General features: G+C 73.0%; 18 protein-coding genes and 2 tRNA genes. 12 read left to right on the forward strand and 8 right to left on the reverse strand.

All coding sequences use genetic code 11. From position 1 onward, the window contains the following. The first annotated feature begins 131 nt into the window (after positions 1–131). Positions 132–887, forward strand: a complete 756-nt coding sequence (locus ACFZBB_RS03230; RefSeq protein WP_391117220.1) for an IclR family transcriptional regulator C-terminal domain-containing protein — start codon at positions 132–134, stop codon at positions 885–887. Positions 888–985: 98 nt separating this feature from the next. Here the strand turns inward: ACFZBB_RS03230 and ACFZBB_RS03235 are convergent. Beyond that, positions 986–1,059: transfer RNA gene (locus ACFZBB_RS03235), tRNA-Lys, on the reverse strand. A gap of 127 nt (positions 1,060–1,186) precedes the next feature. On the opposite strand from ACFZBB_RS03235, the gene ACFZBB_RS03240 reads away from it, so the two are divergent. The 5 genes from ACFZBB_RS03240 to ACFZBB_RS03260 all read left to right on the forward strand — a co-directional run bounded on the left by ACFZBB_RS03240 (position 1,187) and on the right by ACFZBB_RS03260 (position 10,639). After that, positions 1,187–4,933 (forward strand): S8 family serine peptidase, encoded by a 3,747-nt coding sequence (locus ACFZBB_RS03240; RefSeq protein WP_391117222.1) that lies wholly within the window; start codon positions 1,187–1,189, stop codon positions 4,931–4,933. A gap of 83 nt (positions 4,934–5,016) precedes the next feature. Then, positions 5,017–5,090 (forward strand) — tRNA-Lys (locus tag ACFZBB_RS03245). A gap of 133 nt (positions 5,091–5,223) precedes the next feature. Next, entirely contained in the window at positions 5,224–8,490 is a 3,267-nt protein-coding gene (gene mbhE, locus ACFZBB_RS03250) for a hydrogen gas-evolving membrane-bound hydrogenase subunit E (RefSeq protein WP_391117225.1), read from the forward strand. Then, positions 8,487–8,972, forward strand: a complete 486-nt coding sequence (locus ACFZBB_RS03255) for a Na(+)/H(+) antiporter subunit C (protein ID WP_391117227.1) — start codon at positions 8,487–8,489, stop codon at positions 8,970–8,972. The genes mbhE and ACFZBB_RS03255 overlap by 4 nt, the downstream gene beginning before the upstream one ends. Next, a complete protein-coding gene (locus ACFZBB_RS03260) occupies positions 8,969–10,639 on the forward strand; it encodes a Na+/H+ antiporter subunit D (RefSeq protein ID WP_391117229.1) in 1,671 nt (556 codons plus the stop codon). Before ACFZBB_RS03255 ends, ACFZBB_RS03260 begins: the two co-directional genes overlap by 4 nt. A gap of 181 nt (positions 10,640–10,820) precedes the next feature. Here ACFZBB_RS03260 and ACFZBB_RS03265 read toward each other — a convergent pair whose 3' ends face one another. Together ACFZBB_RS03265 and ACFZBB_RS03270 are read right to left on the reverse strand one after the other, a co-directional pair. Then, positions 10,821–11,636 carry a pentapeptide repeat-containing protein gene (locus tag ACFZBB_RS03265; RefSeq protein ID WP_391117231.1) on the reverse strand — a complete coding sequence of 272 codons (816 nt, stop codon included), beginning with the start codon at positions 11,634–11,636 and terminating at the stop codon, positions 10,821–10,823. Between the two features lie 14 nt (positions 11,637–11,650). Beyond that, positions 11,651–13,060, reverse strand: coding sequence for a M1 family aminopeptidase (locus ACFZBB_RS03270; RefSeq protein WP_391117233.1), 1,410 nt, complete (start codon positions 13,058–13,060; stop codon positions 11,651–11,653). Between the two features lie 235 nt (positions 13,061–13,295). Here ACFZBB_RS03270 and ACFZBB_RS03275 point away from each other — a divergent pair, with 235 nt between their 5' ends. From ACFZBB_RS03275 to ACFZBB_RS03290, 4 genes are read left to right on the forward strand one after another with little or no spacing between them, the layout of a single operon-like run. After that, a complete protein-coding gene (locus ACFZBB_RS03275; RefSeq protein WP_355343191.1) occupies positions 13,296–13,838 on the forward strand; it encodes a Na+/H+ antiporter subunit E in 543 nt (180 codons plus the stop codon). Next, positions 13,835–14,254: a monovalent cation/H+ antiporter complex subunit F gene (locus ACFZBB_RS03280; protein ID WP_391117236.1), complete on the forward strand. Its 420-nt coding sequence runs from the start codon at positions 13,835–13,837 to the stop codon at positions 14,252–14,254. Before ACFZBB_RS03275 ends, ACFZBB_RS03280 begins: the two co-directional genes overlap by 4 nt. Further along, complete coding sequence (gene mnhG, locus ACFZBB_RS03285) at positions 14,251–14,622, forward strand: monovalent cation/H(+) antiporter subunit G (protein ID WP_355343185.1); 372 nt, start codon at positions 14,251–14,253, stop codon at positions 14,620–14,622. The genes ACFZBB_RS03280 and mnhG overlap by 4 nt, the downstream gene beginning before the upstream one ends. Next, positions 14,619–15,770, forward strand: a complete 1,152-nt coding sequence (locus ACFZBB_RS03290; protein ID WP_391117238.1) for a SpoIIE family protein phosphatase — start codon at positions 14,619–14,621, stop codon at positions 15,768–15,770. The genes mnhG and ACFZBB_RS03290 overlap by 4 nt, the downstream gene beginning before the upstream one ends. Here ACFZBB_RS03290 and ACFZBB_RS03295 read toward each other — a convergent pair. Then, positions 15,757–18,753, reverse strand: a complete 2,997-nt coding sequence (locus ACFZBB_RS03295; protein ID WP_391117240.1) for an FAD-linked oxidase C-terminal domain-containing protein — start codon at positions 18,751–18,753, stop codon at positions 15,757–15,759. The two genes, ACFZBB_RS03290 and ACFZBB_RS03295, sit on opposite strands and share 14 nt — an antisense overlap. Before the next feature lie 508 nt (positions 18,754–19,261). On the opposite strand from ACFZBB_RS03295, the gene ACFZBB_RS03300 reads away from it, so the two are divergent. Further along, a complete protein-coding gene (locus ACFZBB_RS03300) occupies positions 19,262–19,945 on the forward strand; it encodes an ANTAR domain-containing protein (RefSeq protein WP_391117242.1) in 684 nt (227 codons plus the stop codon). Between the two features lie 198 nt (positions 19,946–20,143). After that, positions 20,144–20,692 (forward strand): hypothetical protein, encoded by a 549-nt coding sequence (locus ACFZBB_RS03305; protein ID WP_391117245.1) that lies wholly within the window; start codon positions 20,144–20,146, stop codon positions 20,690–20,692. A 205-nt stretch (positions 20,693–20,897) separates the two neighbouring features. Here ACFZBB_RS03305 and ACFZBB_RS03310 read toward each other — a convergent pair whose 3' ends face one another. The 4 genes from ACFZBB_RS03310 to ACFZBB_RS03325 all read right to left on the reverse strand — a co-directional run bounded on the left by ACFZBB_RS03310 (position 20,898) and on the right by ACFZBB_RS03325 (position 23,743). Then, positions 20,898–21,578, reverse strand: coding sequence for a class F sortase (locus ACFZBB_RS03310; RefSeq protein WP_188283612.1), 681 nt, complete (start codon positions 21,576–21,578; stop codon positions 20,898–20,900). A gap of 5 nt (positions 21,579–21,583) precedes the next feature. Continuing rightward, on the reverse strand, positions 21,584–22,195 hold the full coding sequence (locus ACFZBB_RS03315) for a hypothetical protein (RefSeq protein ID WP_391117247.1): 612 nt from the start codon (positions 22,193–22,195) through the stop codon (positions 21,584–21,586). Positions 22,196–22,485: 290 nt separating this feature from the next. Beyond that, entirely contained in the window at positions 22,486–23,265 is a 780-nt protein-coding gene (locus tag ACFZBB_RS03320; RefSeq protein ID WP_391117250.1) for an HAD-IIA family hydrolase, read from the reverse strand. A gap of 226 nt (positions 23,266–23,491) precedes the next feature. Then, positions 23,492–23,743 carry a hypothetical protein gene (locus tag ACFZBB_RS03325; protein WP_391117252.1) on the reverse strand — a complete coding sequence of 84 codons (252 nt, stop codon included), beginning with the start codon at positions 23,741–23,743 and terminating at the stop codon, positions 23,492–23,494. Positions 23,744–23,770: the final 27 nt, after the last annotated feature.

Raw genomic sequence — 23,770 nt, forward strand, 5'->3', positions numbered from 1 at the left:
GCCTCTACCTGAAACGGGATTGGGGCTATCGTGGAGACCGGCCCAGCCGCCGGGTCCGGTCGTTTCGTATCCCCGTCCGTGACCGGCGGCGACAGCCAGGACGCAAACGGTCATACCTGCAGGGGGCTACCGTGGCGCTTGAACACCGACAGATCGAGCCGGTGTACGCGGTCCAGTACGCGCTGCGCGTGCTCGAATCCGTCGACACCCATCGGCACGGCGTCACCGCCGAACAGTTGGCTCGCGAAATCGGTGTGCCGCTGGACTATCTCTCCCATCTGCTGGCAATGCTGCGCCGCGAGCGTTATCTCGGATTTCTGCCCGGCGGCGGATATGTCATCGGCGAGTCCATGGTGCTCCTCGGCGCCGCCAACCGCGACCACGCTCTCGCGGAGAAGCTCCAGACGGTCCTGGCCGAACTGCGCGACGAGGTGGGCGCGGCCGTCTACTTCAGCCGGTACGACGACGGCGAGGTGCACGTCATCGACTTCGCCGACGGCCCCAACGCGCCGAAGGTCAACGAGTGGGTGGACTTCCGCTCCTCCGCCCACGCCAGCGCGGTCGGCAAGTGCCTGCTCTCGCAGCTCGACCACAACGGCCGGATGGAACACCTCTCGCGGCACCGCCCTGCCCGGCTGACCTCGCGCACCGTCGTGGACGACCGCGTCCTGCTGACCAAGCTCGAACGCCAGCCGACCTCGGTGCCCACGCTCGACCTCCAGGAATACGCGGTCGGCACCGTCTGCGCCGCGATCCCGGTCACCATCGGCAAGATGGTCGCCTGCCTCGCGCTGTCGATGCCGTACGCCCAGGCCCACCGCCTCAAGCCCGCCGTGGACACCCTCCACACCCGCGCGGCCCCGGTCCTGCTCTCCTTCAGCATCTGATCCGGCACGGCACAGGCTCGGCACGACGAAGACCCGGTACGACGAAAGTTCGGTACGACAAAGGCCCCCCGTGTGAACGGAGGGCCTTCGTCGGCACGTGCGCCGCCAGGGACTCGAACCCCGGACCCGCTGATTAAGAGTCAGCTGCTCTAACCAACTGAGCTAGCGGCGCCTGCTGACGTGGGAGATCGTACCCGATGGTCGGGGCCGGGCTCAAAGCGGCGGCGGATTGCCGCCAGGCGGAATCGCGCCACCGCCGATCCGTGCGCAGGCGGGCGTACGGCCGGTAGATCATGTGCATGACTTCGACTCGACGCCGGATCACCGTACCGGCGGGCACCACCGTGCTCGCCCTCGGTACCGCTCTCCTGCTGCCCACGGGCCACGCCGCCGCGGCGACCCCCGCGGCGGCCCCGCGGTCCGCGCCCTCGTCAGCCAACTCCACCCCCTCCGCCACCTCGACCACCGTCACCCTGCTCACCGGAGATGTCGTGCACATCGCCGACGGCCCCGGCAAGCAGGACACCGTCACCGTCGACCGCGCGCCCGGAGCGCGCGGGATCGTACGGATCCAGCAGTACGGCGGTGACACGTACGTCATTCCCGACGAGGCGGAGCCGCTGCTGGCCGCGGGGAAGCTGGACCGGCGGCTGTTCGACGTGTCCGCCCTGGCCGCCATGGGCTACGACGACGCGCACAGCGCCGGACTGCCGCTGATCGCCACCTGGACGGACGCCGCCCGCACGGCACGGTCGCAGCCCGCGGCGCCGGCCGGCGCGCGCACCGTACGGACGCTGCCGAGCATCGGCGGCGCGGCCCTGAAGGCCGACAAGAAGCGGGCCCGCGCCTTCTGGACCGGCCTGGCGGGCCCGGCGGGCAACGCCCGTTCGCTCAACGTCGCCACCGGCATCGACAAGCTGTGGCTCGACGGCCGGGTGACGGCCGACCTCAAGGACTCGGTGCCGCAGATCAACGCGCCGCAGGCGTGGGCCGAGGGCTACGACGGCGCCGGCGAGAAAGTCGCCGTCCTGGACACCGGCGTGGACGACACCCACCCCGACCTGAAGGACCGGATCGCCACCGAGCAGAGCTTCGTGCCCGGCCAGGCCGTCACCGACGGCAACGGCCACGGCACGCACGTCGCCTCCACCATCGCGGGCAGCGGCGCGGCCTCCGACGGCAGTTACAAGGGCGTCGCGCCGGGCGCGAAGCTGCTGGTCGGCAAGGTGCTCTCGAACGAGGGCGAGGGCCAGGACTCCTGGATCATCGCGGGCATGGAGTGGGCCAAGGCCCAGGGCGCCGACGTGGTGAGCATGAGCCTCGGCTCCTCGATACCCGACGACGGCACCGACCCGATGGCCCAGGCCGTCAACTCCCTGTCGGCGAACGGCGGTCCGCTGTACGTGATCGCCGCGGGCAACTCCTACGGCGCGGGCACCATCGGCGCCCCCGGCTCGGCGCGCGACGCGCTCACCGTGGCCGCCGTCGACAAGTCCGACCAGCGCGCCGACTTCTCCAGCATGGGCCCGCTGAGCGGCGGTTACGGTCTCAAGCCGGACCTGTCGGCGCCCGGCGTCGACATCACCGCGGCCATGCCGGGCGGCGGCTACCAGACGATGTCCGGTACGTCGATGGCCACCCCGCACGTGGCGGGCGCCGCCGCGATCCTCAAGCAACGACACCCCGACTGGACGGCGGCGCGGCTCAAGGACGCGCTGATGAGCACGTCCAAGGTGCTCGCCGACTACACGCCGTTCGAGCAGGGCACCGGCCGGGTCGACGTACTGGCCGCGGTCGACTCCCCCGTCCAGGCCACCGGTTCGGTCGACACGGCCGTCTACTCCTGGCCACACGACGACGCGGCGCCGGCCACCCGCGTGATCACGTACCGCAACAGCGGCAAGGCCCCGGTCACGCTGGATCTGGCGACGGATACCAAGGACCCGGCGTACACGCTGTCGGCGCCGTCCGTCACCGTCCCCGCGGGCGGCAGCGCGGACGTCACGCTGACGCTCGACCCGGCCGGGGTGCCGTCGGCGACCACCTTCTCCGGCCAGGTGCTGGCCACCGACACGGCGACCGGACACCTCGTCGCGCACACCGGCTTCGCGCTGGAGAAGGAACAGGAGCTGTACGACTACACGGTCAAGCTGCGCGGCCGGGACGGAAAGCCCGCCGCGGGCACCGTCGTACTGGCGCAGGAGGGCAACCCGTACCCGTCGCCGATCGCGGTCGACGGCGAGCGCACGCTGCGGCTGGCGCCCGGCACGTACATGGCGTACGCGGAGATCGACGTGGCCGGCGACGCGCCGGACTCGCTGGGCCTGGCCGTGCTGATCAACCCGGAGACGGTGCTCAGCAAGGACACCACCGTCACACTCGACGCGAGCAAGGCGCGCAAGGTCAGCGCGGCCGTGCCGGGTCAGCGGACCCAGACGCGGCAGCTCCACGTGGACATCGCCCGCACCTTCGCGGACGGCGAGGTGGTCCGTGACGCGGCGGTCCTGCCGCTGACGTACGACACGCTGTACGCGTCGCCGACGGCCAAGGTCGGCAACGGCACCTTCAACTTCCTGACCCGCTGGCGGCTCGGCGAGCAGCAGGTCGCCGTCACCGGGCGCGGGCAGGACCTGGACACCACCCCGCAGCCCGGCGCCACCGTCACCGACGGCAAGGGCACGCTCCGCGCGGTCTACGCCGGGCAGGGCGGCGCGGCCGACTACCGGGGTCTGGACGCCAAGGGCAAGGTCGTGGTGGTCGAGCGCTCCGACGCCGTCACTCCGGTCCAGCGGGCCGCGGCGGCGACCGCCGCGGGCGCGAAGCTGCTGATCGTCGTCAACGACGGCCGCGGCAGGCTGCTGGAGTCCTACGCCGACCCCGACAACGGCTACCGGGACACGCCGCTGACCGTGGTCTCCGTCCAGCGGGGCGCGGGCGCGAAGCTCGTCGCCGACGCCAAGGGCGGCAAGCTCTCGCTGAGCGTCGAACAGCGCAAGTACACCCGGGTGGTCTACGACCTGCTCGACCAGCACGACGGCACCATCCCGGACCGCACCCTGGCCTACACCCCCGACCCCAAGCGCGACCTGGCCAAGGTCACCGCCACCTACAACGGCGACCGCGCCCGCAACGGCGGCGGCTTCCGCTACGACATCCCCGCCTGGGGCCACGGCATCGGCTTCGCCGAGCAGGAGTCCTACCCGGGCACCCGCACCGAGTACGTCTCGCCCGAGCACGGCGCCGGATTCTGGTACGAGGACCACTCCGTCTACGACGCGGACTACAGCAACCAGCTCCTGGAGGAGCGCGGCGGCAACGACCTGTTCGCAGCGGGCCGTTCGTACGCGGTCTCCTGGTTCGGCGGGATCTTCCGGCCGCGCCTCGGCTCCGCCTTCTGGGGGCCGAACCGGTCGTCGTACAACGACATCCAGTTCAACATCACGCCGTGGACGGACGGCGGCGCGGGCCACTCCGGTGACATGCCCGCCGACGAGTACGACGGCCGCACCACCTACGCCGCCTACCAGGGGGACACCCTCGTCGCCCAGGGCGTCGGCCGGGCGGGCGGCATCTGGGACCAGCCCGCGAAGAAGCTGCCCTACCGGCTGGTGCTCGACTCGGCGCGGGACGCCAAGGAGTGGCGGACCTCGATCCGTACGCACACCGAGTGGAACTTCGTCTCGGGGCCGCTGCCCGAGGGCGTCGGCCAGGACGACGTCAAGCTGCTCCAACTCGACTACGACGTGCCCACCGACACCGCGGGCAAGGTGCGCGGCGGCCGGCTGATCCCGGTCGGTCTGGGGTCCACCACGCAGGAGTGGCTGGACGGCGCGACGAAGGCGGCTTCGGCGAAGCTGTCGGTCTCCTACGACGACGGCAGGACCTGGCTGCCGACGCTGCTGATCAAGGACGGCAAGGGCCACTGGACGACGCTGATCCGGACTCCGCGCGACCCCGGCGGCTCCGTGTCGCTGAAGGCGAGCGCGTCCGACGGAGCGGGCGGCTCGGTGAGCCAGGAGATCATCAGGGCCTTCGGCCTGAAGTGACCGGCTGACCCACCAGGTGGAGGGGATGGTCGGAGGGGGTGGTCGAGACCACCCCCTCCGACCACGTATGATGGTCCCCGCAAGCGCCGCTAGCTCAGTTGGTTAGAGCAGCTGACTCTTAATCAGCGGGTCCGGGGTTCGAGTCCCTGGCGGCGCACTTGCCCAGAAGGCCCTCCGCGCGAGCGGAGGGCCTTCTCCGTGTGCCCGCCGGTGTGCTCCGCACGGGTGGTCCTGGGCGGCGGCGGGCGCGGCAGGCGTACGGGGCGGGACGGGCGGAGGAAGGTCGGCCCGTGCTGGGGCTGATCGTGGGTCATTTCGTGCTGGCGGGTTTCGCGGGGGTGTTCACGCGGTGGTGGGGCCGCCGGGCCTTCCTCGTGCTCGCCGCCGCACCCGCCGCGACCGCCGTCTGGGCAGCCCTCCAGTGGAACGCGGTCGCCGACGGCCGGGTCCGCGAACAGACCTGGCACTGGGCGCCCGCCCTCGACCTGGAGATCGCGCTGCGCCTCGACGCGCTGAGCCTGCTGCTCGCCGTCCTCGCGGGCGGCGTCGGCGCCCTCGTCCTGGTCTACTGCGCCGGGTACTTCCGCGACGACGAGCCGGGACTCGGCGGTTTCGCGGGCACCCTGACCGCCTTCGCGGGCGCCATGCTCGGCCTCGTCCTCGCCGACGACCTGATGATCCTGTACGTCTTCTGGGAACTGACCACCGTCCTGTCCTTCCTGCTGATCGGCCACAGCGCCGAGAAGAAGGCCAACCGGCGCTCCGCCCTCCAGGCCCTGGTCGTCACCACCGCGGGCGGCCTCGCCATGCTCGTCGGGCTGCTCATGCTCGGCCACAGCGCCGGCACCTACCGCCTGTCCGCGCTGATCGCCCACCCACCCGCCACCGGTCCCGCCGTACGCGTCGCCCTCGTCCTGGTCCTCGCGGGCGCCCTGTCCAAGTCCGCCGTGTGGCCCTTCAGCCTGTGGCTGCCCGGCGCGATGGCCGCGCCCACCCCCGTCAGCGCCTACCTGCACGCGGCGGCCATGGTGAAGGCCGGCGTCTATCTCGTCGCCCGCCTCTCCCCCGCCTTCGCCCCGGTCGGCCCCTGGCGCGCCCTCACCGTCGGCCTCGGCCTGGCCACCATGCTCCTCGGCGGATGGCGCGCCCTGCGCGAATTCGACCTCAAACGGATCCTCGCCCACGGCACCGTCAGCCAACTCGGCTTCCTCACCGCCCTGGTGGGCACCGGCTCCCACAACGCCGCTCTCGCCGGAGTCACCCTCCTGTTCGCCCACGCCCTCTTCAAGGCCGCCCTCTTCCTCGTCGTCGGCGCCGTCGACCAGACCACCGGCACCCGCGACATCCGCCGCCTGTCGGGCCTGGCCCGCACCTCCCCCCTCCTGTGCGCCGCCGCCACCCTCGCCGCCGCCTCCATGACCGGCCTCCCCCCCTTCCTCGGCTTCCCCGCCAAAGAAGCCGCCTTCGACGCCCTGACCCCCCTCCCCCTGTCCCTGTCCGTCCTCGGCTCCGCCCTGACCGTCGCGTACACCCTGCGCTTCCTGTGGGGCGCCTTCGGAGAAAGAGCCGCGGCGAAGGCCCCTGCCGACCATCCCCCCGCAGCCCCCGACACACCGGAACCCCCTGCCGACCATCCCCCCGCAGCCGCGCCCCGACCGCAAGGCCCGACGGACCACCATCCCCCCGCAGCCCCCGACACACCGGAGCCCCCTGCCGACCATCCCCCCGCAACCGCGCCCCGACCGCAAGGCCCGACGGACCACCATCCCCCCGCAGCCCCCGACACACCGGAACCCCCTGCCGACCATCCCCCCGCAGCCGCCGACGGACCGGAGGGGACGGGCCGGGGTGCCCCCGCAGATTTGCGTGCCGACAGGGCGGCGACGGATGCGCAGGAGCAGGCAGCACGCAGCTCGAGGAGGTACCCCGGCCCGGGACCGACCCGCGCACACACGGCAAGCGCACACACAACCCGCGCACACACGGCAAGCGCACACCTGAAGGGCTGGGAGAAGGCGGTGCCCGTAGGAACGCTGGCACTCGCCGGGACGGTCCTCGGCCCCTACGTCACACACCTCGAACCGCTGCTCGGGCAGTACGCCCACTCCGTACCGGAAGCGGACGGCGCCACGCCGTACCACCTGGCGCTGTGGCACGGCTGGGGCACCCCCCTGGCCCTGTCCCTGGTCGCCTGGGCCCTGGGCGCAGCCCTCTTCGCGGCGAACACCCCCCTGATCCGACTCGCCCGGAAAACGGCCCTCCCCACCGCCGAAGCGGCCTTCGCCCGCATGATCCGCGGCACCGAATGGTTCGCCCTCCAGCTCACCGGCACGGTGCAACGCGGCTCGCTCGCGGTCTACTTGACCACCGCCCTCCTCGTGTTCACCGGCGCCGAGTCGTACGCCCTGGTCCACGACGCCCCCTGGCACACCCCCGGCGGCGGCCCCCGCCTGGCGGACGACGCGGCGCAGGCCGCCGTGGCGGTCGCGGTGACGGCGGCGGCGGTGTTGTGCGTGACGGCCCGGCTGCGGATGAAGGCGGTGGTGCTGGCGGGCACCACGGGGTACGGCACGGCGGTGCTGTTCGTCCTCCAGGGCGCCCCCGACCTGGCCCTGACGCAGTTCACCGTGGAGACGGCCAGCATCGTGGTGTTCGTGCTGGTGCTGCGCCGCCTCCCGGCGCGCTTCCCGCGCACCGCCCCGCGCCGCCGCGCGGCGAACTACGCGGTGGGCGCTGCTGCGGGCGCCCTCGTCGCGGGCCTGACGTATCTGACGGCGGCGGCCCGCCGGGCGAGCGACGCCCGCGCAGCGCTGATCGAGGCGACCGAGCACGACGGCGTGAAGAACGTGGTGGCGACGATCCTGGTGGATCTGCGCGCCTGGGACACGATGGGCGAGTCCGCGGTGCTGGCGGTCGCCGCGGTCGGCGTGACGAGTCTGCTGTTCCTGCGCCGCCGCGCGGGCTCGCTGCCACGGGCCGCTGACGTCGAGGAGCCGGGCACCGTATGGCGGGCGGGGCCGCGCGAGGCACCGGGCCCGGCGTCACTGGCCCCCGAGCGGACCTGGCTGTCCGCGAGCGGCACCCTCGCGGAGGAGCGCCGCTCGGTGGTCTTCGAGGTGGTGGCCCGGCTGACCTTCCACCCGATCCTGGTGCTCTCCCTCTACCTGCTGTTCTGCGCGGAGAATCTGCCCGGCGGCGGCTTCACGGCCGGGCTCGTCGCGGGCCTGGCGCTGGTGGTGCGCTATCTGGCGGGCGGGCGGTACGAGTTGGCCGCCGCGGCCCCGGTGGACGCCGGTTTCCTGCTGGGCGCGGGCCTGGTCGTGTCGGTCGGTACGGGCCTGGGCGGGTTGGTGTTCGGCCGCGCGGTGCTCGACGCGGGCACCTACCACGCCCGGCTGCCGCTGTTCGGCTCGATCCATCTGGCCAGCCCGGTGCTCTTCGACTTCGGGGTCTACCTGCTGGTGCTCGGCGTCGTCCTGGACGTGCTGCGCGGCCTGGGCGCCGAGATCGACCTCCAGATCGAACGGGACGGCCGCGGGGAGAGGGAGGTCACGTGAAGGCGACGATCGCGCTCATCGCGGTGGGCGGTGTGCTGTTCGGCTGCGGCACCGCGCTGCTGACGTCCAGACCGCTGACCCGGATCCTGCTGGGCGCGGTGCTGCTCGGCAACGGGGCGAATCTGCTGGTGCTCGCCACGTCGGGCAAGGCGGGGAAGCCGCCGCTGCTGTATCCGGGCACCGACCCGAAGGACGTCACCGACCCGCTGCCGCAGGCGATGGCGCTCACCGCGATCGTCATCACGCTGGCGCTGACGGCTTTCCTGCTGGCGATGGCGTACCGGAGTTGGCAGTTGTCGGGGAACGACGACGTGCAGGACGACGTCGAGGACATCCGGATCGCGCTGCGCGCCGAACACGAGGGCACGCGGGCGGAGTTGCGGGCCGTGCTGCGGGCGGACCGGGTGCGGCAGGCCCGCGCGGAGGAGACCGAGGACCTCGACGACGAGGTCTGGGACCACGTACTGGGGGCCGACCGGTGACCGCGTCCGACCTGCTGCCGCTGCCGGTGGCGCTGCCGCTGCTCGCGGCCGGGGTGAAGCTGGCGATCGGCCAACGGCTGCCGCGCACGCAGCGGTTCATCAGCGCGGGCGTGCTGTGCGCGGTGCTCGGCGCGTCGCTCGCCCTGCTGGTGGCCGCCGACCGGGACGGGCCGCAGGTCATGCACACCGGCACCTGGCCCGCGTCGGTCGGCATCACGCTGGTCGCCGACCGGCTGTCCGGGCTGATGCTGGTGGTGTCGGCCGCGGTCACGCTGTGCGTGCTGATCTACTCGATCGGCCAGGGCATGGCCGACCAGGACGCGGCGACACCGCTGTCCGTCTTCCACCCGGCGTATCTGATCCTGGTCGCCGGGGTCTGCGACACCTTCCTCGCGGGTGACCTGTTCAACCTCTACGTCGGCTTCGAGATCATGCTGACCAGCAGCTATGTGCTGTTGACGCTCGGCGGTACGGCGGCCCGCATGCGGGCGGGCGCCACGTACGTGGTGGTGTCGCTGCTGTCGTCGGTGCTGTTCCTCGTCGCGATCGGGATGGTCTACGCGGCGGCCGGGACGGTGAATCTGGCGCTGCTCGCCGGGCGGCTGGCGGAACTGCCCTCCGGCGTACGGCTGGTGCTGCAACTGGCGCTGCTGACCGTCTTCGGCATCAAGGCCGCCGTCTTCCCGCTGGCGGCGTGGCTGCCGGACTCGTACCCGACCGCGCCCGCGCCGGTCACCGCCGTCTTCGCCGGTCTGCTCACCAAGGTCGGCGTCTACTCGATACTGCGGACCCAGACGCTGCTGTTCCCCGGCGGGCGGCTCGCCGACCCGCTGATGCTGGTCGCCCTGCTGTCGATGGTGATCGGCATCCTGGGCGCGGTCGCCCAGACCGACCTCAAGCGGCTGCTGTCCTTCACGCTCGTCAGCCACATCGGGTACATGGTCTTCGGTATCGCGCTCGCCTCACGCGGCGGCATCGCGGGCTCCGTCTTCTACGTGGCCCACCACATCACCGTGCAGACCACGCTCTTCCTCGTCGCGGGGCTGATCGAACGGCGCGGCGGCACGACGGATCTGCTGCGGCTGGGCGGCCTGGCCCGGATCTCGCCGCTGCTCGCCGTCGTCTTCTTCGTCCCCGCCATGAACCTCGCCGGTATTCCGCCGCTGTCCGGTTTCCTCGGCAAACTCGGCCTGCTGCGCGCCGGCATCGCCAACGGGGGCGGCTGGGCGTACGTCCTGGTCGCGGGCGGCATCGTCACCAGCCTGCTGACGCTGTACGCGTTGGCCAAGGTCTGGAACCTGGCCTTTTGGCGTGCCGCCCCGCCCGATCTGTGCGAGGACGGCACCGTCCTCGAATCCGACGAGGACTCCGCTGCCGCGGAGGAGGGTGACCCGGGGCCGGCCCCCGTGCCGCCGTCGCCCGGGGAGGACTCCGGGGCGACCGCCGTGCCGCTGCCCGCCGGGGCCCCCCACGCCGCGTCCCTCAGCGGGCGGCCCATCACCACCACGGCGGCCCTCCCCGCGCCGATGCTTCTCGCCACCTGCGCCATGGTCGCGCTCGGTCTGTCGTTCACCGTCCTGGCCGGGCCCCTCACCGGCCTCGCCGATCGCTCTGCGAGCGAGCTCCTGTCCCGAACCCCGTACGTCTCGGCGGTCCTCCGCCACTGACCTGCGGTCCGCGCTCTCCCGGCCCCACCCCCGGTCGGTTCCTTTGCGCAGGGCCCTGGCTTTCAGGGACGCGACCCCGGTCGGCTGCCTGACGCAGGGCCTGGTTTTTAGGGGCGCTGGGGGCCTCCCAGCCCCCTAGAAGATCGGCTCAGCGCCTCCGCTGAAGGAAGCGTCCTGGGCGTCAGGTCCAGTGGGAGGGGCGGGGCGGGCCACTTGGCGAAAGGACGGTGGTGGAGTCGCCGCGGGCGGCGGTGAGTTGGGGCTGGGTGAGGAAGAGCGCCCCGCGCAGATCCGCCCCGCGCAGATCGGCGTCGCGGAGATCGGCGCCGATGAGATCGGCGAGGCGCAGGTCGGCCCGCCGCAGGTCGGCGGCGATCAGATAGGCCCCGCGGAAGTCGGTGCCGCGCAGGTCCGCCCCGCGGAACCCGCGGCCGATGAGGTCGGCGCCGCGGCGGTCGCGGCCGGGGGTGCCCGCGCGGGCCAGGGCGCTGGCGCGCAGCAGGATCTCGTTGACGGGCGCGCGCTCGGCGGCGACGTCGAGGGCGAGCAGGGCCTCGGGCGTGCCGAGGGTGAGCTGCGAGATCCGGGCGGCAGCCACTTCGGCGGCGGCGTGCACGGGCCGGGCGGAAGGCAGCGCCAGCGTCTCGCCGAGGTAACGGAGGAGTTCGTGGAGCTGCCGGACGACCGGCAGCAGCGCGAACATCGACCGCCCCCCGTCGGCGGCGTCGCGCCAGTCCTGCCCGCCGAAGGTGATCCGGGAGAGCTTCTGGCCCGCGCCGAAGCAGTCGTAGACGGTGCAGCCCCGGTAGCCGCGGCCCCGCAGTTCGCGGTGGATGCCGCAGCGATGGTCGCCGCCGAGGTGCCCGCAGGGCTCCCCGGCGGCCTTGTCCGCGGCGAAGTCCACGGAGCGGGTGAAGGCGAGGGCCACGCAGCACAGCCCGAAGCAGTTGCCGCAGTCGGCCCGCAGCTCACTCGTCTCACCCGTCGGCGTATTCACCGGTCAATGGTGCCTCACGGCGCCGAGGGGAAGACGGCGGGCTTGGCGGCGGTGTAGAGCCAGGTCTGGAAGAAGGCGCCGAGGTGCTGCCCGGAGATCCGCTCCGCGAGCCGCTGGAAGTCGGCGATGGTGGCGTTGCCGTAGCGGTGCAGGGCGGGCCACGCCTTGAGCAGGGTGCGGAAGTCGCGGTCGCCGATGGTGTCGCGGAGCGCCTGGATGGCGACGGCGCCGCGGTCGTAGACGGCGTCGTCGAACTGGTTGTCGGGGCCGGGGTCGCCCGGCTTGACCGTCCAGAACGGGTCGTCGGCGGGGTGCGCGTCGTAGATGTCCCGGGCGAGCTGCTGCGGGGTGCCGGTGCCCTCGTGCTCGGCCCACAGGAACTGGGCGTAGCTGGCGAAGCCCTCGTTGAGCCAGATGTCGGACCAGCGTTCCAGCGACACGTCGTCGCCCCACCACTGGTGGGCCAGTTCGTGCGAGACGACGTTGGTGTTGGCCTTGGTGGCGAAGGAGCTGGGGCTGTAGAAGACGCGGGTCTGCGCTTCGAGCGCGAAGTGCGAGGTCACGTTGGGCACGTAGCCGCCGGCCGCGTCGAAGGGGTAGGGGCCGAACCAGCCGCTGAGGAAGTCGACGATCTCGGCGGTCCGCTCCACGCTGGCGCGGGCGTTGGCGGCGGTGGCGGCGGGAAGGTCGGCGCTGTACGCGTTGATGACCGGGACGCCGGTGCGGGTGCGGCTGTGCGTGATGTCGAAGTGGCCGACGGCCAGCGTGGTGAGGTACGTCGCCTGCGGCTTGGTCTCGCGCCAGTGGTAGCTGGTCCGGCCGCCCTCGGACTTCTGGGAGACCAGCAGCCCGTTGCTGATCGCCTGGTCGCCGTCGGGGACCTTGACGCGCACGTCGTAGGTGGCCTTGTCGGCCGGGTGGTCGTTGCTGGGGAACCACCACCACGCGGATTCGGGTTCGTTGGCGGCGACCGCGCCGTCCGGAGTGCGCTGCCAGGACGTGAAGCCGTAGCGCTTCACGGTGGAGGGGACGCCCGAGTACGTGACGGCGACGGTGATCCGGTGGCCCTTGGCGATGGGCCTGGCGGGGGTGATGACCAGTTCCTGCTCGCCGCTGGTGGCGAAGGCGGCGGGCTTCCCGTCGACGGTGACCCGGCTGACGGTCAGCGCGAAGTCCAGGTCGAAGCTGGTCAGCCCCTGGGTGGCGGTCGCCGTGATGACGGCGGTGCCCGACAGCAGGTCGGTACTGGGCTGGTAGTCGAGGTTCAGGTCGTAGTGGGAGACGTCGTAGCCGCCGTTCCCGTAGGTCGGGTAGTACGGGTCGCCGATGCCGGGCGCGCCCGGGCCCGTGTCGGCAGCGGCCGCCGGGATCGCCAGCAGCAGGCCGAGGGCGGCGGCAGTGGACGCGATGACTCTCTTACGCACAGGGGTCCTCCAGCACGGTGAACGACAAGCGGCAGGTGCCAAGTGGCCGCCGCCGCGGGGCGGGTGGCGGCGGCCGAATGGCAGGTACACGGCGACCCTAAGGAGCCCCAACCATCCCAGCCACCCCTGTACTCACTGCTGTCGCAGAACGTTCACCCGGCGCAACACAACGGCCGGAACGTGACACCCGTGTCGTAGGCGCGTCACACGTGTCCGGTCTGCGAGCATTCGGCGGGTGCGTACCCTGCGGAGAATCCAGTGGCCGCTGGTGCTCTGGCTGGCCGTGGTCTGGGTGCTGCTGTGGGGAAAGGTCACCGCGGGCAATGTGCTGACCGGCCTGGCCGTCGGCGTCGTGCTCTGCCTGGCCTTCCCCCTCCCGCCGCTCGAACTCGAACTGCGGCTGCATCCGGTGGGCCTGGTCCGCTTCGCCGCCTACTTCCTGGCCGATCTGACGGTGGCCGGGCTGCGTACGGTCTGGCAGATCCTCACCCCGTCGCCGCTGCCCTGCGCGGTGCTCGCCGTACCGCTGCGCTCCCGCAGCGACTTGATGCTGACCGCGACGGCCGTGGCGGTCTGCGCGGTGCCGGGCAGCGCCGTACTGGAGATCCAGCGCTCCACCGGCACGCTCTTCGTCCACGTCATGGGCTCCGACAGCGCGGGCACGGACCAGGCCCGCGCCGAGGTCAGACGCCTGGAGCAGTTGGTGGTACGGGCGTTCGGCACCCGCGCGGAGATCGCGGACCTGACGGCCCCCGAACCGGGTACGGGTGCGCCGTGAACTGGGTGACGGGGGTGGTGCTCGCCCTGCTGGTCGCCTCCGGCGTGATGGTCTTCGTCCGGCTGGCGCGCGGCCCCTCGATGCTGGACCGGGCGGTGGCGGTGGACGCGCTGCTGGCGGTCGTGGTGGCCGGACTCGGCGCGCGGGCCGCCGAGGCGCGCACCCCGTACACCCTGCCGGTGCTGCTGGTCCTGGCCTTCCTCGGCTTCACCGGCTCGGTGGCCAGCGCCCGCTTCATCGCGGTGCGCGGCGCGGAGCCCCCGGAGCGGCCGGGCGGGCAAGAGCCAGCGGGGGCAGGGCGGCCAGGGGAGCCAGGGGGGCCGGTGGAGCCCGAGGGGGCTGAGCGGACCGAGCGGCCGAAAAGGGACGACGGCCGGGAGGGTACGGGCGCCGGCGGTGAGGAGACGGGCGGATGAGCTGGACCGCGGTGGGCGACTGGGCCGCGGCGGTGTGCCTGCTGCTCGGCGCGGGGCTGAGCTTCGTGGCCGGGGTCGGGCTGCTGAAGCTGCCCGACACCCTCACCCGTATGCACGCGGCGACCAAGCCGCAGGTGCTCGGGCTGCTGTTGGTGCTGCTCGGGGTCGCCCTGCGGTTGCGTTCCTGGGTGGATCTGGGAACGCTGGTACTGATTGGCACGTTTCAGCTGATGACTGTGCCGGTCGCGGCTCATATCGTGGGCCGCGCGGCGTACCGCACGGGCCAGGTGGACGGCGACCGGCTGGTCCTTGACGAGTTGGACGAGCGGCTGACCCGGCCGGAAAGGCCAGATAGGTTCACCGTGTGAAGGATGTCCGGGTGGTCAGGGCCCTCCAGCACGTGGAGGACGAATACCTGTCTCGTATGGGTATGTCGCTCCCCTTGCTGGTGATCGCGCTGGTCGTGGTCGCCGATCTCGCGGCGGGCCGGGACAACTTCATCACGCCCGGCATCGTCGCCGCGCCGCCCCTGGCCGCGATCACCGTCAACTGGCGGAGGACCCTGTTCATCGGCGTGCTGGGCCTGGCCGTCCAGGGCGCGCTCGCCCCCTACGACGGCATCACCGAACTGCCCGACCACGACCTGCTCTTCGGCCAGATCTTCGCCTACAGCGCCGTCACCCTCTTCAGCGTCTACATCGCCTGGCGCCGCGAGACCGGCGCGAAGGCGTTCAGCGCCATCACCTCCGTCGCCGAGGCGGCCCAGCACGCCCTGATGCGCCCGCCCGCCCCGCGCGTGGGCGGTATCCAACTGGCCGTGCGGTACGTGTCGGCGGCCGACGCGGCGCAGATCGGCGGCGACCTGTACGCGGTGCTCGACACCCCGTACGGCGTTCGGGCGCTGATCGGCGACGTGCGCGGCAAGGGCCTGGGCGCGGTGCAGACCTCGGCGGTGGTGCTCGGCGCCTTCCGCGAGGCCGCGTTCGACGAGGGCGGACTCGACCGGGTGGCCCGGCGGGTGGACACCAGCGTGGGCCGGCATGTGACCGGCGGGGACTTCATCACGGCGCTGTTCGCGCAGTTCGACAAGCCGGACAGCGTGGAACTGCTGCACTACGGCCATGTGCCGCCGCTGCGCGTCTCGCGGGACGGCGAGGTGGAGACGCTGTACCCGAACGAGCCGTGGCTGCCGCTGGGCCTGGCCGACATGGTGGCCGACGGGCCCACCCCGTGGCGGGTGCCGCTCATGCCGGGCGACGTGCTGGTGCTGTGCACCGACGGGGTGATCGAGGCGCGCAGCCCTCGGGACAACTCCTTCTACCCGCTGGCCGAGCGGGTCGGCCGACTGGTGGCCGGTGCCTCGTACGACCTGGACGACGCCGTGGAGCGGGTCTACAGCGATCTGCTGAAGCACGCGGGCGGTTCGCTCACCGACGACGTGGTCCTGCTGCTGCTCGCGCCCCAGCAACGGCCCCTGCCGGCCCACCCGCAGGACCCGCCGCTCAATCCGGTGTGACCGCTGTCGTCGTGTCCCGGGCGTCCGGCGCGGGCGCCGCGTGGGTGACCGGCAGACCGCGTGTCGCGCGGTCCAGCGCGATCAGCACCGACTCGTACGCCTCGCCCGTGGCGTGTTCCATACCCAGCTCGCACATCCGGTTCGCCGACAGATAGGCGTCGTAGCCGCGCGCCGCGACCTCCTCGGCCTCGGGGCGCGTCGCGGCCTCGGTCAGCTCCTCGTGCAGCATCCCGCGGTCGCCCGCGAAGGCGCAGCAGCCCGCGTCGTCGGGTACGACGACCTCGCGGGCGCAGGCCCGCGCGACGGTCTCCAGCGCGCCGGTGTCGCCGAGGTGCCGCATCGAGCAGGTCGGGTGCAGGACGGCGGACGCGACGGTGTCGGTGACCGTCAGCCGCGGCAGCAGGTGCTCGGCGGCCCAGACGACGGAGTCGATGACGGTCAGCTCGCCGTGCAGCTCACGGTTGGCGTCGGTGAGGTACGGCACGACGTCGCGGGCCAGGCCGAGCGTGCAGGAGCTGGCGTCGACCACGATCGGCAGCCGTCCGCCGCCGGTCCACAGCCAGGCCGCCTCCACGATCCGGTTGGCCATCACCGCGTTGCCCGCCAGGTAGCCCTTGGAGTGCCAGATGGTGGCGCAGCAGGTGCCCGTCACGTCGTCCGGGATCCACACCGGGCGGCCGGCCCGCGCGGAGACGCTGACGACGGCCTGCGGCAGCGAGCCGTACCGGGTGGCCGGGACGCCGAAGACGCGGTTGACGCAGGCCGGGTAGTACACGGCGGTCGCGCCGTCCTTCTCGGTCCGGGGCAGCCGGGGGGCGGCGCCGGGGATCTCGGGGAGCCATTCGGGTATCAGGTCCGGGCGTACGGCTCTGCGGGCCAGGCCGGTGCCCGCGGTCAGCGGGCGGTCGCCGACCCGGTCGCGTACCGCGTCGGCGGCGGCCACGGCGGCGCGGGCGGCGCGTTCCGCGGCCTTCCAGTGGGTGGCGACGGAGGCGGCGACCCGCTCCTCGGTACGGGAGTGCCCTGCGTGCCGGAAGTCCCGCATCATCGCGCCGGTGTCGATGCCGACCGGGCAGGCCAGCGCGCAGGTGGAGTCGCCCGCGCAGGTGTCGACGGCGTCGTATCCGTACGCGTCCAGGAGCGCCTGGAGGACCGGGGAGCCGGACGGCTGGCGGAGCATCTCGCGGCGCAGCACGATCCGCTGCCTGGGGGTGGTGGTCAGGTCGCGGCTGGGGCAGGTGGGCTCGCAGAAGCCGCACTCGATGCAGGCGTCGGCGACGGCCTCGATGGCCGGGATCGTCTTGAGGCCGCGCAGGTGGCCGCGCGGGTCCAGGTCGAGGACGACGCCGGGGGCGAGGACGCCGTCCGGGTCGAGCAGCCGCTTGACCCGCCACATCAGGGCGGTGGCCTTCGCGCCCCACTCCAGTTCGAGGAAGGGCGCGATGTTGCGGCCGGTGCCGTGCTCGGCCTTCAGCGAGCCGTCGAAGCGCTCGACGACGGTGTGGCAGAAGTCGTCCATGAAGGCGGCGTAGCGCTCCACGTCGGCGGGGTCGGCCGCGTCGAAGGTCAGCAGGAAGTGCAGATTGCCGTGCGCGGCGTGGCCCGCGACGGCCGCGTCGAAGCCGTGCCGCTCCTGGAGTTCCAGCAGCTCGGCGCAGGCGTCGGCGAGCAGCTCCGGCGGTACGGCGAAATCCTCGGTGATCAGCGTGGTGCCCGACGGGCGGGCGCTCCCGACGGCCGTGACGAAGGCTTTGCGAATCCGCCACAGGTCGGCGATCCGCGCCGGGTCGCGGGTGAAGGCGTTGTCCGCGGACGGTACGGGCGTGACCAGGCCGAGGTCGTCGCAGACCCGGACGGCGGCCCGCTCGTACGCGGCCAGCTCCGTGTCGTCGGCGGCCCGGAACTCCACCAGCAGCGCGGTCGTCTCGCGCGGCAGCACGGCCCACTCGCCGGGCACCTCGGGCACGCCCACGGCGGCCCGCAAGGTGTTGCCGTCCATCAGCTCGACGGCCTCGGCCCCCGCCTGGTTGAACAGCGGCACGGCCGCGGCGGCGGCGGGCAGCGTCGGGAAGAACAGCAGGGCGGCGGTGGCCGCCTCGCGTATCGGCAGCGTCTCGAAGACGGCCTCGGCGACGAAGCCGAGGGTGCCCTGCGAGCCGACCATCAGACCGCGCAGGATCTGCGCGGGCGTCTCGGCGTCGAGGAAGGCGTCGAGCCGGTAGCCGTTGGTGTTCTTGATCGCGTGCTTCGCGCGGATCCTGGCGGTCAGCTCCTCGTCGGCCTCGATCTCGTCCCGCAGGTCGAGCAGGCCCTGGCACAGCTCGGGCTCGGCGGCGGCCAGCGCCGCGTCGGCGTCGGGGTCGCCGGTGTCCACGAGGGTGCCCGACGGCAGGACGACGGTCATCGAGGTGACGGTGCGGTACGAGGTGCGGCTGGTGCCCGCGGCCATCCCGGACGCGTTGTTGGCGACGACTCCGCCGACCGTGCACGCGACGGCGCTGGCCGGGTCGGGGCCGAGCATCCGGCCGTGCCGGGCCAGGGTGGCGTTGGCCCGCGCGAGGACGGTGCCGGGCAGGATACGGGCCCGCGCGCCGTCGGCCTCGACCTCGACGCCGCTGAAGTGGCGGCGCACGTCCACCAGGATGTCCTCGCCCTGCGCCTGGCCGTTCAGGCTGGTGCCCGCGGCTCTGAAGACCAGGTGGCGGCGCTCGCGGCGGGCGTAGGCCAGCAGCCTGACGACGTCCTGCGCGCTCTCGGGCAGCACGACGGCCTGCGGCACGAAGCGGTACGGGCTGGCGTCGGAGGCGTAGCGCACGAGGTCGGAGACGCCGGTGAGGACCTTGTCGGCGCCCAGCAGCTCGGTCAGCGCGGCCTTGAGGCCCTGCGGTGTGCCGGTGGCCCGCGACTCCTCCACCCGGTCGGGCGCGGCGCTCGCGGGCGGCGCAGGGCGCAGTGCCTCGGCCTGCGGATCGGGCACGGGCATCCGGACCTCCTCGGGCGGACCGTGGGACGTGGTGGTTTCCGGTTCTCGGTCGTCGGCGCTGGGTTGGCGGGCTCGCGGTGGTCGTTCTCAGGTCTTCGGCTCTGGGTGCTCGGTGCTCGGTGCTCGGTGCTCGGGAGGAGCACACCGATTGCCAAGGTATGACGGACTCCGCGTTCCCGCTCGCCCCGCGGGCCCCGCGCTACTCCGCCGTCTCCGACCTACGGCGGAGGCGCCGCGCCGACCCGACGGCGGATACTCGGCTGCGAGTCCGGCAACGGGGGCCGGGCACGAACGGGGAGCAGCGAGAATGAGCCACAGCGCGCCAGGTGTTCCTTCCGGCCCTCCCACGAAGGGTCCCGCCACGAGCGGCCCCGCCTCGAACGGCCCCGCCCCGAACGGCGCCGCCCCGAACGGTCCCGCTACAAGCGGCCCTTCCGGGGTCCGGCCCGGCGCTCCCTCCGACTCTCCGGCGCCCGAGCCGTACGCCGCCGCGCTCGGGGCGGCCTTCGTGGCCGTGGCCGACACGCTCGACGGGGGCGGCGCGGTCGGGGACGTGCTGGTCGGGCGGTGTGTCGGGGTGCTCGGGGCGGCGGCGGCCGGGCTGCTGCTGGTGGCGGAATCGCGCGGGAGCGCGGAGCCGGAGGTGGTCGCGGTCACGGACGAGGCCGTACGGGCGCTGGTCGCCGCCGAGGGCCCCGGCCGGGAGTGCCACCGCGTGGGCGCGCCGGTGCGCGCCGACGTGCTGGGCGCGGCGGCGGGCCGCTGGCCCGATTTCACCGGGGCCGCGCTGGCCGCGGGCTACGGCGCCGTCCTCGCCGTCCCCATGCGCTGGCGCGAGGAGACCATCGGCGCCCTGACGCTGTTCCGTACGGCGTCAGGCCCGCTCCCCGACGGCTACGCCGAGCTGACCCAGGCGCTCGCCGACGTCACCACCATCGGGGTGCTCCAGCGCCGGGTCAGACGGCAGCGCGAACAGCTCGCCGACCAGCTCCAGTCCGCGCTGGAGAGCCGGGTCCTGGTCGAGCAGGCCAAGGGGCTGCTCGCCGAGCGCTGGCAGGTGAGCGTGGACGCCGCCTTCACCGCGCTGCGCAGCCACGCCAGGACGCGCCGCATCCGGCTGTCCGATCTGGCGCAGGGCCTGCTCGACAGCACGGTGGACGCGGCGGAGCTGCGCGAGGGCCCCGGCCGGTGACGCCGCCGGTGTCACGACCGGTGACGTCGCATTGCGTAGGGAACGTGTAACCAACCGTCATATTCCCTCTGGTGCGGGGGAGTTCGGTGTTCTAGGGTGTGGGGCACTTCGCGGCCCGTGACCCCGGCCGCGGCGCACGGACCCGTACTCTCCCGTCCGCTCAGGCACGGCCCGACGACGCCAGGACTTGGTTTGCCCATGGTCAAGCTCGCGGCATCCGCGTACCTCCCCCCACGCGAAGCCGACCGCCCGGCGCTCGACGTGTCCTGGACCTTCTCCGTCGGCCGCCTGCCCGGCAGCGTCGAACTGGCGGCCCGTATGACCCGCGCCGCCCTCGACACGCTCGGCGGCCCGTACGGCGCGATCGGCGCCCTGATCACCGACGCCACCTCACTGGCGTGCGCCTACCTGGTCGCCCACAGCCCGGCCCGGCGCTACCGCGTCACCCTGGGCGTGGACGGCGGGCACTGCGCGGTCGCGGTCACCGACTACGGCTACGACCACGGGCTGCCCGGCGACGGCGCGGAGCCGGTGCCGGAACCGGCCCGCGACGAGGCCAGGGACCTGTGCAGACGGCTCGCCGAGGCCGCGGCCCACCCGGTGACGATCGACGGGGTCCAGGTGCACCACGCGGTGGACGGCGCCGTGCTCATCCGCTTCAGGACCCAACTGCCCCACGCCCCTACGGTTCCCCCCACTCCCCCGGCCGCGCCGGACGCCTCCCGCAGTCCAGGCGCCCGAGGGTGAGGAGCGCCCGGCCGGGCGGCTTCGCGGGGGAGGCGAGCCACCGGCCGGGCGCGGTACGCACCCCGGGAGGGGTGCGGGTCTCGACACGCACATCAGGCCGTCCGCATGCCGGGCCGTCCGTGCGTCGACCCGACGCATGCCGGGCCGTACGTGCGTCGGGCCGTCCGTGCGTCAGGCGCATGCGCCTCGGGCCGTACCCCGTGCGTCAGGTCGTGCGGTTGCCGGTCAGCGCCGCGAAGACCACGACGTTCGCCGAGTACGCCTGCTTCTCCTTGTCGAAGGAGCCGCCGCAGGTGATCAACCGCAGTTCCGGGCGGCCGGAGGACCCGTACACGCGGTTGGCGTCGAAGTGGTCCTTCTCCACCACCTCGACGCCCTCGACGGAGAATTCGGCGACCGTGCCGTCCGCGCGGGTCACCTCGACCAGCGCGCCCGGCTCCACTGTGCTCAGCCCGTAGAAGACGGCCGCGCGGGTCTCGGTGTCGACGTGGCCGACGATGAGCGCCGCGCCGGCCGTTCCCGGCGACGGTCCGTCGCGGTACCAGCCCGCGACGTCCGGGGTGGCGTACGGCGGCGGGTCGACCGCGCCGTCCTTCAGGCCGCGGCCGACGAGCTTGGCGTGCAACCCGATCGAGGCGATGTCGATGCGCAGCGGCGTGGAGGCGGGCATCGGCAGGTGGGGGGCGTAGACCTCGCGCGGGCGGTCGGCAGCGGCGGCGGCCAGCGCCCGGCCGCCGGGGGTGGCCTCCGTACCGCTGCCGCCGCCGTCGTGCCCGAACAGCCAGGCCGCGAGCAGCACGAGGGCGACGGCCGCGGTCGTCCAGGTCCTGTTGTCGGGCCGTGGACCGTCCTCGCCGCCGCCCGCGGCCTCCGCCCCTTCCGCCATGCCGGTCAGCCGCGGTCGGAGCTGCGGCGCCGGTGGATCACGAGACCCGCCAGGCCGACGACCGCGAAGCCGCCGGTGACCAGCAGCGCGCTGGTGTTGGAACCGGCCGTGCCGGGCCCGGCCGCGAGCTGCGCGGTACCGCCGCCGCCCGCGGGGACGGGCGCGATCGGCAGCGAGGTGCTGGCACCGGTGACCGTCACGGACGCGGACGCGGAGCTGGAGGCGCCGTTGCACTCGACGGAGATCTCGTAAGAGCCGTCGACCGCGTCGGACTTGATGAACGCGGTGCCTTCCAGCGAGTGGGAGCCGTCGCTCGCCGGGGCGAGGGTGACGGTGTCCACGAAGACCTCGGCGCTGGCGCGGGCCTTGGCGCCGGACTTGCAGGAGGTCTCCAGGTGCAGGCTCACGACACCACCCGGCGCCACGCTGGTGGGCGACACGTCCATCGAGTCCGAGGAGCTGGACGACGAGGACGAGGACGACGACGAGGAGGAAGAGGACGATCCCCCTCCGCCCGAGTCGGCGATGGCCTGGCTGGGCAGCCCTGACGCGCCACCGAGCGCGAACACTCCGACGGCACCGGCTGCGGCGATGACGGGCAGTTTCAGACCGAACATGGAGACCTCCGCTCGTCCGGGAGCGGGGACTCGCGCCCGGTGCTTACGAACATCCCTGCGACGGCCGCCGCCCGCACCCCGAGGGGCGTCTCACTCGTCCATCAGGGTGAGGGATGCTCTACGGAGAGTGACGGATCGGTGTGTCGGCTCGGCTTTCCAGGACCCGGGGCTCTGGCACCCGCGCTCCGGCTCGGGGGCTGGCTCTGGGGGCCGCGGGCCGGGGCTCCGGCGGCTGCGCGCTGGGGCTCTGGGGGCTGCGGGCCGGGGCTCCGGCGGCTGCGCGCCGGGACTCAGATCTCCGACACGAGGTCCGCGATCGAGTTGACGACGCGCGAGGGGCGGAAGGGGTGGCGGTCGATGTCGGCGGGCCTGGTGAGTCCGGTCAGCACCAGGAACGTGGTCATGCCGGACTCCAGGCCGGCCAGCACGTCGGTGTCCATCCGGTCGCCGATCATCGCGCTGGTCTCGCTGTGCGCGCCTATCGCGTTGAGCCCGGCGCGCATCATCAGCGGGTTGGGCTTGCCCACGAAGTAGGGGTCCTTGCCGGTGGCCTTGGTGATCAGCGCGGCCACCGAGCCGGTCGCGGGCAGCACGCCCTCGGGGGACGGCCCGGTCTCGTCGGGGTTGGTGCCGATGAAGCGGGCGCCGTTGTTGATCAGCCGGATCGCCTTGGTGAGCGCCTCGAAGCTGTAGGTGCGGGTCTCGCCGAGGACGACGTAGTCCGGGTCGGTGTCGGTGAGGATGTAGCCGACATCGTGCAGGGCGGTGGTCAGCCCCGCCTCGCCGATCACGTACGCGGTGCCGCCGGGGCGCTGGTCGTCCAGGAACTTGGCGGTGGCCAGCGCGGACGTCCAGATGTTCTCGACCGGCACGTCGAGGCCCATGCGGGTCAGCCGGGCGTGCAGGTCGCGCGGGGTGTAGATGGAGTTGTTGGTGAGCACCAGGAAGGGCTTGCCGGACTCCTTCAGCCCCTTGATGAAGGCGTCGGCGCCCGGGATGGGCGTGCCCTCATGGATCAGCACCCCGTCCATGTCGGTGAGCCACGACTCGATGGGCCTGCGTGTCGACACGGGTTCCGCTCTCCTGTTCCTCGCACAGCTCGCGCTCAGGGCATCCGCTCAGGGCATCCGCTCGCGGCTTCCGCGCACGGCTTCAGCCCACGGCTTCACTCACCAGCGTAGCCGGGGCCGATGGCACCCGTCCCGGCCGTCTCGCGTGCTGGTCGGCCGCCGCGTCACGGCGGTCCCCCGGTCAGCCGACGGCCGGCCAATCGGCGACCTACCGCTCGGCCAGGAGTCAGCTTCCGGTGGTGGTCTTCCACGCGTCCACGTAGTCGGTCAGGTGGGCGTCGATGTCTGACCGGTCGGGGGTGAAGACGTCCACGCCCGACATGATCTGCTTGAGCTTGGCGGCGTTGGCGTCGGTCGCGGTCACGTCGGTGCGGGCCGCGAAGCCGCCGCCGATCGAGGAGACCTCCTGCTGGACCTCGGCGGTCAGGAAGTAGTCGAGCAGCCTCTTGGCCGCGTCCTCGTGCGGCGCGTTCTTCACCAGGCCGGCCGCGTACGGCAGCGCGAA

The organism is Streptomyces sp. NPDC008139, assembly GCF_042957025.1.
Lineage (GTDB): Bacteria > Actinomycetota > Actinomycetes > Streptomycetales > Streptomycetaceae > Actinacidiphila.

Excerpts from the sequence above, each read along its gene's own strand:
- ACFZBB_RS03240 (WP_391117222.1), top strand. The coding sequence starts at position 1,187 with ATGACTTCGACTCGACGCCGGATCACCGTACCGGCGGGCACCACCGTG.
- mnhG (WP_355343185.1), top strand. The coding sequence starts at position 14,251 with ATGAGCTGGACCGCGGTGGGCGACTGGGCCGCGGCGGTGTGCCTGCTG.
- ACFZBB_RS03295 (WP_391117240.1), bottom strand. The coding sequence starts at position 18,753 with ATGCCCGTGCCCGATCCGCAGGCCGAGGCACTGCGCCCTGCGCCGCCC.
- ACFZBB_RS03305 (WP_391117245.1), top strand. The coding sequence starts at position 20,144 with ATGGTCAAGCTCGCGGCATCCGCGTACCTCCCCCCACGCGAAGCCGAC.
- ACFZBB_RS03310 (WP_188283612.1), bottom strand. The coding sequence starts at position 21,578 with ATGGCGGAAGGGGCGGAGGCCGCGGGCGGCGGCGAGGACGGTCCACGG.
- ACFZBB_RS03315 (WP_391117247.1), bottom strand. The coding sequence starts at position 22,195 with ATGTTCGGTCTGAAACTGCCCGTCATCGCCGCAGCCGGTGCCGTCGGA.